General features: G+C 55.4%; 13 protein-coding genes. 7 read left to right on the top strand and 6 right to left on the bottom strand.

The genetic code is table 11. The features are described 5' to 3' along the window. Window positions 1-531: 531 nt before the first annotated feature. Entirely contained in the window at window positions 532-2,109 is a 1,578-nt protein-coding gene (locus RQ935_RS07610; RefSeq protein ID WP_295028641.1) for a YfcC family protein, read from the top strand. Window positions 2,110-2,218: 109 nt separating this feature from the next. Further along, a complete protein-coding gene (locus tag RQ935_RS07615; protein ID WP_311497860.1) occupies window positions 2,219-3,175 on the top strand; it encodes a helix-turn-helix transcriptional regulator in 957 nt (318 codons plus the stop codon). 317 nt (window positions 3,176-3,492) lie between these two features. On the opposite strand, the gene RQ935_RS07620 is transcribed toward RQ935_RS07615, so the two are convergent. From RQ935_RS07620 to RQ935_RS07635, 4 genes are all read right to left on the bottom strand, one after another. Continuing rightward, a complete protein-coding gene (locus tag RQ935_RS07620) occupies window positions 3,493-5,001 on the bottom strand; it encodes a peptidase (RefSeq protein WP_311497861.1) in 1,509 nt (502 codons plus the stop codon). 148 nt (window positions 5,002-5,149) lie between these two features. Next, entirely contained in the window at window positions 5,150-6,034 is an 885-nt protein-coding gene (locus RQ935_RS07625) for an exodeoxyribonuclease III (RefSeq protein WP_311497862.1), read from the bottom strand. 3 nt (window positions 6,035-6,037) lie between these two features. Continuing rightward, window positions 6,038-7,198, bottom strand: a complete 1,161-nt coding sequence (locus tag RQ935_RS07630) for a YhjD/YihY/BrkB family envelope integrity protein (RefSeq protein ID WP_311497863.1) — start codon at window positions 7,196-7,198, stop codon at window positions 6,038-6,040. 15 nt (window positions 7,199-7,213) lie between these two features. Then, window positions 7,214-7,795, bottom strand: coding sequence for a 2'-5' RNA ligase family protein (locus tag RQ935_RS07635; protein ID WP_311497864.1), 582 nt, complete (start codon window positions 7,793-7,795; stop codon window positions 7,214-7,216). A 62-nt stretch (window positions 7,796-7,857) separates the two neighbouring features. On the opposite strand from RQ935_RS07635, the gene RQ935_RS07640 reads away from it, so the two are divergent. From RQ935_RS07640 to RQ935_RS07655, 4 genes are all read left to right on the top strand, one after another. Continuing rightward, complete coding sequence (locus RQ935_RS07640) at window positions 7,858-8,934, top strand: sugar phosphate nucleotidyltransferase (RefSeq protein ID WP_311497865.1); 1,077 nt, start codon at window positions 7,858-7,860, stop codon at window positions 8,932-8,934. A gap of 82 nt (window positions 8,935-9,016) precedes the next feature. After that, window positions 9,017-9,739, top strand: coding sequence for a TIGR00730 family Rossman fold protein (locus RQ935_RS07645; protein ID WP_311497866.1), 723 nt, complete (start codon window positions 9,017-9,019; stop codon window positions 9,737-9,739). Between the two features lie 117 nt (window positions 9,740-9,856). Continuing rightward, window positions 9,857-10,024, top strand: coding sequence for a DUF3117 domain-containing protein (locus RQ935_RS07650; protein ID WP_004008170.1), 168 nt, complete (start codon window positions 9,857-9,859; stop codon window positions 10,022-10,024). Beyond that, a complete protein-coding gene (locus RQ935_RS07655; RefSeq protein WP_295028657.1) occupies window positions 10,024-10,683 on the top strand; it encodes an O-methyltransferase in 660 nt (219 codons plus the stop codon). Before RQ935_RS07650 ends, RQ935_RS07655 begins: the two co-directional genes overlap by 1 nt. Before the next feature lie 75 nt (window positions 10,684-10,758). On the opposite strand, the gene RQ935_RS07660 is transcribed toward RQ935_RS07655, so the two are convergent. Next, window positions 10,759-11,895, bottom strand: a complete 1,137-nt coding sequence (locus RQ935_RS07660) for an Mrp/NBP35 family ATP-binding protein (RefSeq protein WP_311497867.1) — start codon at window positions 11,893-11,895, stop codon at window positions 10,759-10,761. A 90-nt stretch (window positions 11,896-11,985) separates the two neighbouring features. Between RQ935_RS07660 and RQ935_RS07665 the strand changes: the two genes are divergently transcribed. Beyond that, window positions 11,986-14,127: an acyltransferase family protein gene (locus RQ935_RS07665; RefSeq protein WP_311497868.1), complete on the top strand. Its 2,142-nt coding sequence runs from the start codon at window positions 11,986-11,988 to the stop codon at window positions 14,125-14,127. Here RQ935_RS07665 and RQ935_RS07670 read toward each other — a convergent pair. Next, entirely contained in the window at window positions 14,124-15,002 is an 879-nt protein-coding gene (locus RQ935_RS07670; protein WP_311497869.1) for a PHP domain-containing protein, read from the bottom strand. The two genes, RQ935_RS07665 and RQ935_RS07670, sit on opposite strands and share 4 nt — an antisense overlap. Between the last annotated feature and the right edge of the window lie 36 nt (window positions 15,003-15,038).

Genomic DNA, 15,038 nt, shown 5'->3' on the forward strand with positions numbered 1-15,038 from the left:
CCCAGGTGGGAACTACGGTGGACCCGATGACATCAACCAGCACAGCTACAAGAAAATGTGCATGACTAGCGGTGGAAACATCGAGGTCTAGTTTCCAAGCAAACTACCAAAGTAGCCTGTCACCTGATACCGCCAGTGGTGGGGGAGGAACTTAGTTCCTTCCCCACCAGCTTATTTTTGTACGACCCAAGGCGAGGATGATAAAGATCCTTCCCTGGGATTCGCACGTACGATGCTACCGGACTCCACCTTTACGGCGGAAGGCTACTATCAATCGAGTGAAGTGACGGTATTTCTCTTCGCAAACAGTCTGTCTAGAACACATGTAAGATACCTGTTCAAACTAGGTTAAGAGTGGGTGTACGTGTTGGTTGCCCAGAAATAAACACGAATCATCCTTAGAGAGCGGTGTAAGTTCGTTTACAAACCTAAATCGGATTGGCAAACTTTTCTCTAGCAAAGATGCTACTCGGCCTCTCTAATTTTGAGACGGTACCAAACTTCACAACAAAACTACAAGGAGGATGCAGTATGTCTGGAGTTACCGACGGAAAAACTGCGAGCGAAACTGGGCAAAAACCGAAAAAAGGCTTTCGTTTGAACGTGCCCACCGCGTTCACAATCCTATTCTTTCTCACCATTATTGCGGTGTTTGCGACTTGGTTCGTACCAGCAGGTCAGTACTCGAAACTGGCCTATGATAAGGAGACTCAAGCTTTCTCAATCACAAGTCCACAAGGGGAAGTCAGTACTGTTCCCGGCAATCAAGAGGCCCTGGACAAACTCGGGGTAGACATCAAGTACGAACAGTTTGCCAACGGAGCAATTGGAAAACCGATTTCTATTCCTGACACTTACGAAAGACTCGAGTCTAATCCTGCTGGTCTTGAAAAAATTCCGCAGGCCATGGTGAATGGCACTATGGAGGCAGTGGACATCATGGTGTTCATTTTTGTCCTTGGAGGTCTCATTGGTGTGGTTCGGGCTACCGGTTCTTTCGAGTCTGGTCTGATGGCCTTGACTAAGAAAACCAAAGGACACGAGTTTGCTCTCGTATTCGCGATGTCTCTGTTCATGATAGTTGGAGGCACTCTGTGTGGTCTTGAAGAAGAAGCTGTGGCCTTTTATCCAATCATGTGTCCTATCTTTATCGCGATGGGATACGACTCTATTATCGCAGTAGGGGCTATCTTCCTTGCTGGTTCCATGGGGACTACGATGTCAACCGTCAACCCATTCTCTGTTGTGATTGCGTCTAATGCTGCAGGCATTCAGTTTACCGAGGGCATCTGGTGGCGCGCGGTAAGTTGTGTAGTAGGGGCAGCAGTAGTCATAGGTTACCTGTATTGGTACGCCAAAAAAATCAAGGCAAATCCCGAGTTCTCTTACACCTATGAAGACCGGGATTCCTATGAAAAGCAGTGGGGCATGATGAGCCAGGAAGATGTTCCCTTCAACTGGAAGCGCAAAATTATCCTGGTCTTGTTTTTTGCAGGTTTCCCGATTATGGTCTGGGGTGTCATGGCTCGGGGTTGGTACTTCCCATTGATGGCTGCGTCTTTCTTGACTATTACGATTGCGATAATGATATTGTCACTGTTTGGTAAGGACCGCCTCACCGAAAAACAACTCGTGGATGCCTTCTCGAACGGGGCTTCTTCGCTCGTTGCGGTGTCTTTAATTATTGGACTGGCTCGTGGCATTAACTCGATTTTGAAAGAGGGCTACGTTTCAGACACCATTCTGTATGGTGCTACGAAGTTGGTTTCGGGAATGAGTGGTCCGCTGTTCATAATCATCATGATGTTCATCTTCTTTGTCCTTGGCTTCGTAGTACCGTCCTCCTCTGGCTTGGCGGTGCTGTCCATGCCGATTATGGCTCCGTTAGCTGATTCAGTTGGTATTCCGCGTTGGATCATCGTCTGCGCTTACCAGTGGGGTCAGTACGCTATGTTGTACTTAGCACCTACTGGCCTGGTGATGGCTACTTTGCAGATGCTTGACATGAAGTACAGCCATTGGTTGAAGTTTGTTTGGCCTATGGTGGTGTTCGTCTTGGTATTTGGCGGCGGAATGCTTGTCGCCCAAACGCTGATTTACGGCCATTAGACCCAAGAAGTCCTTTGTTCAGGTTGCCTACTGCGGCGTCAGTCAAGGCGCAGCAGTAGGCAACTTGTTGGTAAAATAGAGGGATGCTTTGCTAGGGTGAGGAGCTCTCATGAGTACGTGGTTGTTTTACTTGACTCAGGGAGTGATGATGCTTTCCATTTTTGCGGGAGCAATTTCTTTTTCTGCCTACACAGTCTCGAGGCGGAAAACCTATCTCGGTGCATCAATTTTCAGTGTTGTTTATTTTTTCGATGTCGCATTGATGTTCAGACCCTACATGGCAGAAGAAAATCCCTCCGGGAGATTCGTGGATATTTTTGTAATTTCCAGCCCTCCTGAGTCCATCATGCTAGGTTGTGCACTGATATGCCTCCTGTGGTACACCGCATTTATGTATCTAAGTTTGCGGCCAATTTGGATTGCAATCCCGGCGCTTTTATTCGTGGCACTCAGTGTGATCATTTTAGTAGCAGAACCAGAACGAATGCGGAGGGAATTTATATTTTTCTCAATGAGGGCTGTAGGGTTCATGTCATTGTTATGCTTCCTCATCATCTATTATTTTGTTTGTAAAGATACCATTAAACGTTTTTTACTTAAGAAGCATTTGATTCTATTTATAGTCTCTGGGATACTGTGTATTGGAACCGTTCTTTGGAATATCTACTTTATGATAATTCTTCCTTCTCTTTCATCGGTGGAAGAACCATTCCTTCCGGAGCGTAACTTTATCGAGAACCTCTTTATTCTCTTTATTTCCTGGTATATCTCTTTTAGAGGATTGGGAATACTAAGACTGCATATCAACGAGCCTCCTTCTCGGGAGAGGGCTTCCGATGAAGATATCATTGCTAATGAAGCTGCCATATTTACCCGCAAATATAAACTCTCACCTACTGAAAACAAGGTCTTGTTGAGGATGGTGCAAGGGCAAACCAATCGTCAGATTGCTGAGGCTATGTTTATAGAGCTCACTACTGTGAAAGTCCATGTTCACAACATTTTGAAAAAGACCGGGAAAACCAGTCGAAACGAAGTTATTTCAGATTTTTGGCATTCTATGTAGCCAGATATTTCATGGTGGGATTTACATCGTTTATCGTTTAATCGTGTAACTGGCATCCTCTTGTTTAGTTATTTGCTTGGCGACAGCGTTGAAAAAACATGATAGATAATGTATCCAAGTGTGGGTATCCATGTTCTTGCCCATTTATTTGTTATTTTCCTGTAGAGACTAGCGACTCTAGGCGTCACTAAATTTACAATAATTAAGTGTGTTGGTCGAGGTTTACCTCGACCAACACACTGTTAGGTTATGATTCTGCCTGCTTGGGTGCTGGGTGTGAAATCCGAGGCGTTTTCCTCGGGAAGTGACGTCAGCTGTTAGCGGCGGGCCCGGCGGCGAGACGCGACCATCATGGCTCCGCCGGCGAGGAACACAATCATAGCTCCGCCAGCCAGCGTTTCGGCAGACGAACCGGTAGCTGCCAAAGCCTTTTCTGGCACCTGCGCCACCGGAATCTGGGGAGCTGCCGGGGTAGTCACGCCCGCCACGGGGGGCTCGGGAGCTGCCGGGGTAAAGACCCCTGCCACTGGAGGTTGAGGTTCAGTCGGGGTGGTAGTAACACCCGCCACCGGAGGCACGGGCTCGCTGGGAGGAACCACAGTCCCTCCCGGAACGGGACCGGGGACGACACTCGGCGTATCCGGGATGACCGGCGGATTCGGATTCGGGTTCTCGGGTTCTGCCGGAATGGGTTTCGGCTTGATGTCCATAGTTAGGGAAATACCGCGACTCTGGGGGCGGGTGGAATCGGTGCCGTTACCGATGAGACTGCCCTTTTCCTGGCCTTGCAGGGTATACCAAGACCTAGACAGTCCCCTGAAATTACTAAAATACCTCGCCTTTTCACGTCGATCTATGCTGCTAAATCCGCCGATGTACAGGTATCCCGCAGTGTTGAACTCCAATGTGGCCTGGGTTCCCTCGGGGGATATCTTGTCCTTAACCTTGACCCCAGAGATAACCAAGCCCAGCGGTTTATTTGCGTAGGCCTTGAAACCGTCCTTCAGACGCAAGTAGGCGCCTTCTTTACTATCTCCTGTTTCATAAAACTCATTCAAAGCCAAAGTAATAGCCAGCCGTTTTGTCGAACGCAACACGCTGACAATCCGATACAGCGGAGGTTTGTTTCCGTTGTGGGTCTCCAGTTTGTAAGACCGCGGGTCGCTGGGCATCTCCAGGTATTCCGGAACCAAAATAATCGTCTGAAAGCCGGAACCGGCTTCACTGTATGTCAGATTCCCGGCTTTAGCTCGCTGAACTTTTTCCTGCCAACCTTCCAGTGCATGCAGTCCCACGTTGATATCCAGATTGCTTTTAATATCCACGGTGTCCCCGGAGTATACCTTTAGGGTGTCATCGTGCTGAGTCGTGTAGTCTTTTTCCGCAGAGAGTTTTCCCAGGGCATCGCCATACGTACTTTTAGGTTCGAAGCCATACTCCAACGGTGGAATTTCGCTGTCATCAACATCTGTGAGCGTGAAGGCGGGGTCGCTCGGTTCCACGGGATCCGCCGGAGCAACGGCCGGAGCAGGTGGAGCCTGAACCGGAGTCGCCAGATTCGCGGAGGCGGTAGGGTCGTTTGCAGCCGGGTCAGTAGCCGGTCGATTTTGAGTATCAGCGTCGCTGGGAGCCGGGTCGGTAACCGGGTTGGGCGCCGCAGGGGATTCCTGGGAGGGAACCTCAGGAGTGGGGGTTTCGGTTGCGAAAGCAGCCGGGACAAAACCGGTCATGCCCAGTCCCAGAGTCAAAGCGGCTGAGGAGCCGATAACCAGAGCACGGTTGGTGAAACGAGTCAACAACCGGGGGTCACAGTGAGTAGTTTTCATATTTGTTGTATTTCCTTTTTCTTAGTTCGCCTGGGTCTTTTCAGACATTTCCCAGACGATTCACACCACGTATCGTCATTTTTCCCACATTCTTAGAAATTTGTAAGAAATGACCGAACAATTCTTAAAAACAACTGAATGTGTGAGTTTACTCCGCGAAATTGTAGGCCACCGTGAGCGGGGCATGATCCGTGAAACGGGCATCGTAAGCCGGGGCTCGATACACCGCGGCCGATTGGGCTTTTCCGGCCAGTCCGGGGGTAGCCATGTGATAATCCAGGCGCCAGCCAGCGTTATTGTCGTAAGCCTTACCTCGCCACGACCACCAGGTATAGGGGCCGTCCGTGTCTCCCGCCAAGGTTCGTCCTACATCTACACAAGGCAGACCGTCCCGCCCGGAAAGCGTGTCGGCCATCCATGCGTCCAAGAACGCAATCTCTTCATCCATGACCCCGGAGGTTTTATTGTGATTAGGTTTCCAGTTCTTAATGTCGCGGGCGGTGCGCACAATGTTGAAATCCCCGCAAATCAGGGCCTCTTGCGGCGTGTTGGAGCCCGCTCCCGCCACAGCGCGCGCTCCCAGCTGGTCCACCCGCTTGCCAACTAGTTTGAGGTAAGCCAGCTTTTGTTCCTGCTTTTCCGTGTTCAGCTCCCCGGAATGCAGATAGGCGCTGACCAGGGTAAACGTCGCCCCGTCGGGTCCGTGAATCTCACCTTCCAGCCAGCGTCCGGAATCTACGTCCGGTTCCCCGCCAATCTCTGCATAAAAATCCGGGGGGAGCCCTTCGGTAATCGAATCAATCTCCCAGCCGGAATCGCGCCGAGCCCCGAGCGCCACCCCGGCGCGCCCTTTCACCCGGCAGGGCCATACATGCACGTCCCAAGCCGGACCGAACAAGTCCGCGGTGTCTTGTGGAGTGGCCCGCACCTCTTGCAGACACAGCAAATCCGAATCGTCATTATCCAGCCAGTCCCCAAACCCTTTGCGGAACGCCGCCCGGACACCGTTGACATTGACAGTGGTTACTTTCATGTATTACCTCCGATTCAGTTTCCGGGACGCAGTGCCGGGGGTCACCGGATGTCCCGACAGGGGTTTGTCGGCCGCGGTTTCCCGGCGATTTTTGCTGCCCCAAATGACTTGCTGAGACAAACGCCAAGCGGCTTCTTCCTGGGCGGGGGACCATATCCGGCCAGAAAGCGGATCGTGGGGCCAGGACAAACTGGCGGGAGCCGAAACCGTCACGAAGTTCGGACGCTCGGAAAAATGCGGGAAGTCCGCCACCGGTGCCGGAGCCGCCGGGGGGTTCGCAATCCAGCAAGACATATACAAGAACAGGCGGCCCAACACGTTGACCCACAGGATAATGGTCAACACCAGCGTAAACGGGGCGTAGGCGGGGGGTACGCTGGCGGCCAGGTAGGCTCCTGACATCTGCAGAGCCGTAGACAAAAATCCCAATGCCCCCGTCCCAATCCACAAATCGCGGCGCGGAGCCCGCACCAAAGCCAGGTAGCGCAGTGTGAAAGCCAGAATTAAAGTTGTCAAGACACTGGTCAGGACGAAAGCTCCGGCATTTATCAGACCGGGGGGAACCGGCAGAGCCAGCGGCAGCCGGCGCTGCAAGGCACGAACCACAACGATGGAACCCGAACCCAAAACCGAAGCCAAAATCCCCCCGAGACACAAAGCCAGGAACATACACGCATCCCGCAGCGCATTTTTCCACCCTGCCCCGGGGCGCTGCGGCAGTCCGAAAACGGTTTGGATGCTGACGCGCAAAGCCGCGACCACCCGGATTCCCGCCATGATGGACACGACCAAAGCCACCAAAGTTCCCCAGGTAAAGCTGGGTGTCGCAATCGCGGCGGGGTCAATCAGACCCGGCTGCCCATCAATCCTAATCGCTCCGGGAATCCATTGATTGACATCCTGAAAAATCGTGTGACTGGTCAGAGGGAAAGCAAAGATCATGGCTTGCGCGGTCATGATAATCAGGGTCACTATCCCCGCCATAGAAAACAGGGCGGTATAGGCGATGCCGCCAGCCAATAGGTTCGAGGAGGCGTTTTGATAACGCAGGTAAGCCCGCATAAATCGCGTGGTGTTGAGCCACTCCATGAAGGCCTTCATGAGTTCCACCACTCCCTCGGGGGCAGCGGGCTCGGCTGGCGGGGAATCAAGTTGCTTCGTCACGGGGCCTCCGCACTTTCAAGTGTGTAACTGAGGGTGGGCGAAAATTTTGGGCAGTTCGCCGGTGACACTTTCGGGTATTCCCGAGCCCAGCGGGAGGATGGCCAACTGTTCGACATGGTCCGGTTCAATGAGAGAACAATCAACGCCGTCAACCATGAAAAAGCCGTGGGAACGCTTCGACAGGGCCGCTACCCGATCCAGGTCCTCATCGGTGACGTTGGTCCCCAAGGTGATGTGCGGATAGTAGGGGAAGCGTGACTCGGTGTCCGGGGGGCCGAAGCGGAGCCGTTTCGCCAATTCTTTGCAGGCCTCATGCCCGCGCTGCACCTCGATATAGACGACCGGGGACACGGGCCGAAAATCTCCGATGTTGCCGAAGCTGATGACGAACGGTGAAAAGGACCGGCAGATTTCAGCAGCCTGAGCCTGAATCTCAGGGACTTGTTCGCGATCCACCGCGCGCGGCTCCACGACGGTGACGTGCGGGGGTACGCCGTCAGTTTTCGTGACTTTCTGCAGCTCGCCAGCATAGGGTTCGGGCACGGGAATAATCATGCCCAAATAAACCTGGCCTTCTTTACGAGGGGGTAGATACACGGGGTAAAGCCTACTCTGTTCAACGCAAAAACTCACGCCTGGCCTCCGGTAGGATTTGTTTTGTGGAAATTCATGCGATAGTGCCTGCCGGGGGATACGGGCGGCGGCTGTGGCCCTGGTCGACAGCTGCGAAGCCAAAGTTCCTGCTAAACATCAACGGGACGCAAAGCCTGGTGCAGCAAACCGCGGCACGTTTGGCGCCGATTTGTCAATCCTTGACTTTCGTAACCGGCGCACCTCACCAAGAGGCTTTAGCCGCACAAGTCACTGCTCTGGACTTGTCGGTTCCGGTGCGTTGCGTGGCGGAACCTAGTCCGCGCGATTCTATGGCGGCCATAGCTTTGGGAGCTGCTCTGATAGAGCAGCGTGACGGAACCTGCGTGGTTGGGTCTTTCGCGGCAGACCATCTCATTGCAAACCCTGCGGCATTTTGTGAAGCCCTCGCCCGGGCTGTCCCAGCTGCCAAAGCCGGATGGCTCACGACCATCGGGATTGCGCCGACCGAACCGGCGACCGGGTTCGGTTATATAGAGGTGGGACCCGACCTGGACGGAGAACTCAGCGGGGTTCGTCGGGCGCAGTCCTTCACGGAAAAACCGGATGCAACCACCGCCAGCGCTTGGCTGGCGACCGAGAACTACCTGTGGAACGCGGGTATGTTTGTGGTGCGCAGTGATGTGCTGCTCGATGCTTTGGAGGCACGAGTGCCAGGGTCAGGCGCAGCGGTGCGAAAACTTGCCGCGGGATGGGAAACGTTGAGTTCGGACGCGAAAACTGCATTGTGGGAGGGTGTCGTTGCGGCACCGATTGATACCGTGTTGGCTGAACCGTTGGCACGAGACGGACGAGTTGCGGTGGTGCCGGCCCGCCCGGACTTGGGATGGTCAGACGTGGGCGATTGGGAAGCGGTGCGCCGCGTCGTCAGTAACGCCTCTGAACTGGCGAATCTGAGCCCGGAAATCCCGGTCTATACCGATGCCGCCCCCGCCGCCCTGGTGAGGGCAGAAAACCTGAGAGGTGTCGCGATTATCGGAATCCCCGGCGCGGTGGTGGTGGAATCCGCAGGTCAGCTGCTGGTGACGACCCAAGAGTTTGCCCAAAACGTTAAAGTTGCTTCCGGCGCTGCTGATAATTGGTGATACGGTTGCCAAGCAAGGAAAAATCGGCAGAAAAGCCAGGGCCGGAGGCCACGGGCGAAAGAACCGAAACAAGGATTTACGCATGAAGACTTTTTTTAACCGGCGTCCCCGGGGCGGGGTGCTGCACCAGGAACTGGCGGACCAGGCCCTGCTGCGCTCGAAAGTCGATCCGAAGTGGACCGAAGAGGACCCGTGGCGAGTCCTGCGAATCATGGGGGAGTTCGTCGACGGTTTCGAGTCTCTGGCGGATGTCGGTAAAGCCATCACCGTGTTCGGTTCCGCGCGGGTCGAACCCGGCACGATGTACTATCGCCTGGGCGAGGAAATCGGCAAAGTTTTTGCCCAAGCCGGGTTCTCCATCATCACCGGTGGCGGTCCGGGGCTGATGGAGGCGGTCAGCAAAGGGGCACGCCGCAACGATGGAATGACCATCGGTCTGGGAATCGAGTTACCTCATGAGCAAGGAATCAACGAGTATGTTGATTTGGGGATTGACTTTCGGTACTTTTTCGTACGCAAGACCATGTTCGTGAAATATGCCCAAGCCTTCGTGGCTCTGCCCGGCGGTTTCGGGACTCTGGATGAACTTTTTGAATGCGTCACGCTGCGTCAAACCAGCAAAATTCAGCAATACCCGATTGTGCTGGTCGGGCACGAGTATTGGGACGGGCTGATGAAATGGGTTCGTAAGTGCCTGGTCGAGGAAGGGATGGCTAGCACCGCGGACGCATCCATTATTCAGGTGGTTGACACCGCCGAAGAAGCTCTCTATGTGATACAGAACACTTTGCCGAAAACACACTGACCGAAGCTGAGCCCGCTAAACGGCGCATTTGCAATACCTGTCTGAAAATAATTCCCTATCAATGCCGGAACTTCCCGTATAATAGAGAGGTAAAGCCGTTTTTGAAAAGAGGAACAAATGGCAGCCATGAAACCCCGCACCGGGGACGGACCCCTGGAAGTCACTAAAGAACCGCGCTGTAACGTGATGCGTATTCCTGCAGACGGGGGCGGTCGTTTGGTTATTGAACTCAACGATGAGGAAGTCGCTACCTTAGCTAAGGAACTAGAGAAGTTTTTGAAATAGTGCCGCGTTTTAACGAGTCTCAAATTTCCATCGATAAGACCTCGAGTTGGTCCTATGCGGAAGATTTTTTACCGGAATCTGAAACTATAGCCATCGCCAGGCAGCGAGGCAGAGAACTCGGTTCCGTGCCGATATCCCCCGGAGCAGGGGCGACACTACGAATGTTGGCCGGGGCTTCTGGAGCTAGGTCCGTGCTGGAGATCGGTACCGGGACCGGGGTGTCCTCCCTGTGGACACTGGCCGGAATGCCCGCGGATGGGGTATTGACCACTATTGATGTCGACCCGAAGCTCCACGCGGTCGCCAAGGAAATCCTGACGAGAGCGGGTATCTCACTCACGCGAGTACGCATGATCACGGGACGCGCCCTGCAAGTCCTCACGCGCCTCAGTCGGGGAGCCTACGACATGGCTGTGGTGGACGGGGATCCTGGCGAAACCCAAGCCTATGTCGAACTGTTAAGCCCGGCTCTGCGCCCCGGAGGGCTACTGGTCATAGTCCACGCCATGTGCAATGACTCGGTGGCTGACCCCGCTCGGCGTGAGCCGGACACCGTGGCGATGCGCGAAGTGCTGCGTCACATTCAAGAATCCGAAGAATGGACTGCAAACCTGCTGCCAGTCGGAGACGGGCTGCTGGTAGCAATTAAAAACCGTTAATTACCCTCCGGAACGCTCCTACGGCGGGCCGGGAATCGAGCGTTCCAGACCCGCCCTGCAGGCTCGATGTTGCCGCTATTTCACGGTGACGTTCAAACGATGACCCTTGAGGCTGCGTGCCCGTTTGCTCAAAGTAGCGGCCGCGGAACGCAAAGCCGCCCCGGCTACGGATTGTCCGTTCTTGGCGGCCTCGCTGGTGGAGAGAGGCTCACCGCCATCGGAGGCTTCCCGATAGGCGACTTCCAGAGGAATCTGTGCCAAAAGCGGAACTTCGTAACCCAAGATCTGAGACAGCCGAGAGGCCACCTGCTCGCCGCCGCCCGTTCCAAAGACCTCGATACGAGAGCCGTCCGGGCCGGTCAGGTAACTCATATTCTCAATCACCCCTACGACCTTTTGGTTCGTGCCCGAAGCTATCGAACCGGCGCGTTCGGCGACTTCGGCCGCCGCGAGCTGCGGGGTGGTCACGACGACGATTTCCGAGTTCGGCAGCAGCTGTGCCACCGAAATCGCCACGTCGCCGGTGCCGGGGGGCAGGTCGAGGAGCAACACATCCAAATCTCCCCAGAAAGTCTCGGACAGGAACTGTTCCAAAGCCCGATGCAGCATCGGACCGCGCCATACTACCGGCTGTCCGTCAGGAACGAACATGCCCATCGAAATCACTTTTACCCCGTGAGCGGTGGGTGGCATCATCATGTCTCCCACCGGGGTGGGGGCCGCGTCCTCCAACCCGAGCATGCGCGGAATCGAGAATCCGTAAATATCGCAGTCCAAAACCGCCACTTTCAGGCCGGAATCCGCCATCGCGGCCGCTAGGTTAGCGGTGACCGAGGACTTGCCGACCCCGCCTTTTCCAGAAGTAATGGCGTAGACACGGGTCAGGGAGTCCGGTTGAGTAAAAGGAATCACCGGCCTGGCTCCCAGCAGCTTTTCCTTTACCCGGTCCAGTTCCTCGCGGCTCATGACACCCATCTCCACTTCCACGGAAGTCACGCCGGGAACTTCCGCCAGGCGCGCCCGAGCATCCTGCTCAATCTGAGCCTGCAGGGGACACCCCGCGATAGTCAGGGCGATGCGGGCAAAAACATGGCCCGATTCGTCAATTTTCAGTTCCTGGACCATATCCAAATCGGTGATTGACCGGCGAATCTCAGGGTCAATGACTTTCTCCAGGGCTTTCATCAGTTCATCTGTAGTGGGTAATGTCATACCTTCATGCTAATGCCAGCGCTGGGTTTTTTCACACTAGGGCGATAGGCTTAACCCTTGTTATATACGCGGCAGTGATGAGGGGGTAAGGTGCTTTTCGGATTCGGCAAGTCCCAGTCCAGTGGGCATCTCCACCCCGCCGCACCGCCTCCTCCACCGCAAGTCCCTCGCCCGAAGCAACCAGCAGTATCGGGAGAAATCCGCGTTAGCGTCTCTGGAACCAGCGAGGAAAAGCCCCGCGTGTCCCCACACAACGCCATATCCCCTCAGGCCGAGACAACTTTACAATCCTCACCAGACTCCGCTTCAACAGACCCGAAAATGCCTCGCTACCAGCTGCGTGGCTTGGATGGGATCCGAGCACTGGCAGCTTTGGCGGTGCTGGTTTACCACGTGGCTCCAAACTGGCTGCCGGGAGGATTCCTGGGGGTAGACGTATTTTTTGTGCTGTCCGGATTCCTGATTACGGCCCTGTTAGCGCGTGAACAGCGCCTCACGGGGCGCATCGATGTCCGTGCGTTTTGGCTCCGGCGCTTCCGGAGACTGGTTCCCGCCGTAACCTTGACCGTACTGGTGACCGTGCCGCTGGCAGCCTTGGTAAACCGGGATTTCCTAGTGGGCATCTGGTATCAAGTCCTGGGAACCCTGACCTATACCTACAACTGGGTCAATGTGGCTTTTGGGGGCTCCTATTTTGACCGGACCAACCCCCAGTTCCTCGCGAATATGTGGACTCTGGCGGTGGAGCAGCAGTTTTACCTGGTGTGGCCCCTGATTTTGTTGCTGGCTTTCCTGATTCCCACCCGGCATCGGTGGTTGGTGCCCGCGCTGCTGGCCTTGGCTTCTGTAAGCGAAATGGCGGTGTTAAAAGCCGGGGGCGGGAACCTGACCCGCATCTACGAAGGCACCGATACGCACGCTTTCGGGCTGATGCTGGGGGCGACTTTGGCTTTGCTGTTCCCCTTGGCGTTGGAAAACACCCCGCATTACCTGGATCGTTCCACAGTCCGGTTGCGCGGTTTGGCGGCTTGGGTAGGCATGGTTGGGGTGTTCGTCAGTTTCCTGATGCTGCGTGACAGCGACCCCTTCACCTATCCGTGGGGAGTGTTGGCGGTAAGCGTGCTGACCATCGGGATTATTCAGGCTTGTTTGGAGGAAGTCTCCGGCGTGAGCGGACCGGGTCAGATCCTGGTCGAATTCTTGTCGTGGCCTCCCCTGCAATGGCTAGGTGTGCGCTCCTATTCCCTGTACCTGTGGCATTGGCCAGTGTTCATGCTGGTCAACAGCCTCTGGCGGGGATTGCCGCAGTGGGCGGCGCTGGTGATTATTGCTGTGGTGTCGATATTGGCGGCATCGGTGAGCTACAAGTATGTCGAAAGACCCATGCGGCACAACGGTTTAATCGTCACCTGGAAACGTTGGTTTGCGCCGCGTTCGCAAAAGGCCGTGAGCCCGGCGGTTTCCTCCCGGTTGCGGGTGTCGTGGTGGCGGCGCTCCCTGGTTTGGACGGCGGCTGTGGTCGCGGTGCTGCCGCTGGTCATCTCTATCGCCATAGCTCCAGAAAAAACCGCTGCCGAGCAACTTGTTGAAGCCGGGGCGAACTTTATTCATAACGAAAAGCCGGGGGACAGCCACCACTCGAAAACTGGTACGGAGGAAAAACCATCCGAGCCAACTCCCCAAACTAAGCCAACCACGTCAACCAAGCCTTCTGAAGCTAGTGAGCCAATCTCCGGGGACCAAGTCGACATTATTGGGGACTCGGTGACTTTGGCTGCGGCACCGAAACTCGTCCAAACTCTGCCCGGTGCCACCATAGACGCGGCGGTATCACGCAGCTCAGCGGCAGGTGTGGGCATCATGCGGGCTCGTCAAGCCCAAGGGACGCTACGTCCCTACGTAGTCTTTGCTCTCGCCACGAATTCGACGTTTCGAGTTCAAGATGGCGAAGCTCTACTCGCCGAGTTCCCGCAGACGAAATTTGTGTTTGTGACCGGTCACGGCCGGGCCTCCCAGGAGTGGATTCAAATCTCGAACCAGACCATGTATGCCCTGGCTGGCGCCCACCCTGACCGGGTGAAAGTCGCCAGCTGGGACAGTGCTATCGCCGGTCATACGGACCTTTTGGCCAGCGACGAGGTTCACCCCGGCCCCGCCGGGCAAGATATCTATGCCGCGACCGTTCAAGCAGCACTGCAGCAGTTCCAATCCAAGCCCGGTAGCGGTTCCTAACTCAGCGGCAGTTCGCCTAACAGTGGGCTGGCACCCGCGGCGAGAATCTGGCGCAGGCTGGCTTCGGGCATGGTGTTTTCCCCCAGCTGATTAGGCTTGCCCGCCCCGTGGTAATCCGAAGCCCCGGAGACAAACAAATCTAGCTCCCGGGCCAAATCTGCGGCCAGTTGGCGGGCGGGAGCATCGTGCTCGCGGTGGTTGACTTCAATGCCCCGCAGGCCGTTTTGAGCGAGTTTCCGAACTATGGCGGGGTCCAGCCTCCGTTTGCTGCGCGTCAACGAAAACGGGTGAGCCAAAACGGGTATCCCGCCGTCGGCGCGGATAGCCTCCAGGACGGCGAAACTGTCAACAATGGGGCGCGAAACGTAATAGGGGGAGCCGGGATTGAGGACCTTTTCGAACGCTTCGGAGCGGGTCTGAAAGTAGCCTTTCCGCACCAGGGCATCGCCGATATGCGGTCGACCCGGGGTCAATCCGGTAATCTCTGCCTGCACGTCTGACCACGTCAGCGGATAATCCTGGTTGATTTTCGCGACCATGCGCCGCATGCGTTCCAAGCGATCGTGGTGGGCATTTTTTAATATTGCTCGGACGCTGTCGCGGTGTGGATCCGGCAGATAATTCAGCAGGTGAATAGGGCAGCGGTCCACGCTCGTGGAGATTTCCGTACCTAAAATAATCGCGGGCGGATGAGCCCCTTCGGCCGTTAACTCGGCATAGACGGCGCGAAATGGCTCCCAGTGCTCGAACGTATCGTGATCGACTGCCCCGATGACATCCAACCCGGCAGCGCGTGCCTTGTTTAGCAGATCACGTGGAGTATCCGTGCCATCGGAGAGCGCGGAATGCACGTGGGGATCGATTTTCAAGGCCATATCCACATCCTAATGATTCGCCGGAGAAGCCGGCCT

Origin of the sequence: uncultured Mobiluncus sp. (assembly GCF_963511525.1) — a bacterium.
Classification (GTDB): Bacteria; Actinomycetota; Actinomycetes; order Actinomycetales; family Actinomycetaceae; genus Mobiluncus.

Coding starts and splice junctions, on each gene's coding strand:
- RQ935_RS07650 (WP_004008170.1), top strand. CDS start 9,857: ATGGCAGCCATGAAACCCCGCACCGGGGACGGACCCCTGGAAGTCACT.
- RQ935_RS07625 (WP_311497862.1), bottom strand. CDS start 6,034: ATGAAAGTAACCACTGTCAATGTCAACGGTGTCCGGGCGGCGTTCCGC.
- RQ935_RS07615 (WP_311497860.1), top strand. CDS start 2,219: ATGAGTACGTGGTTGTTTTACTTGACTCAGGGAGTGATGATGCTTTCC.
- RQ935_RS07645 (WP_311497866.1), top strand. CDS start 9,017: ATGAAGACTTTTTTTAACCGGCGTCCCCGGGGCGGGGTGCTGCACCAG.
- RQ935_RS07610 (WP_295028641.1), top strand. CDS start 532: ATGTCTGGAGTTACCGACGGAAAAACTGCGAGCGAAACTGGGCAAAAA.
- RQ935_RS07620 (WP_311497861.1), bottom strand. CDS start 5,001: ATGAAAACTACTCACTGTGACCCCCGGTTGTTGACTCGTTTCACCAAC.
- RQ935_RS07670 (WP_311497869.1), bottom strand. CDS start 15,002: ATGGCCTTGAAAATCGATCCCCACGTGCATTCCGCGCTCTCCGATGGC.
- RQ935_RS07660 (WP_311497867.1), bottom strand. CDS start 11,895: ATGACATTACCCACTACAGATGAACTGATGAAAGCCCTGGAGAAAGTC.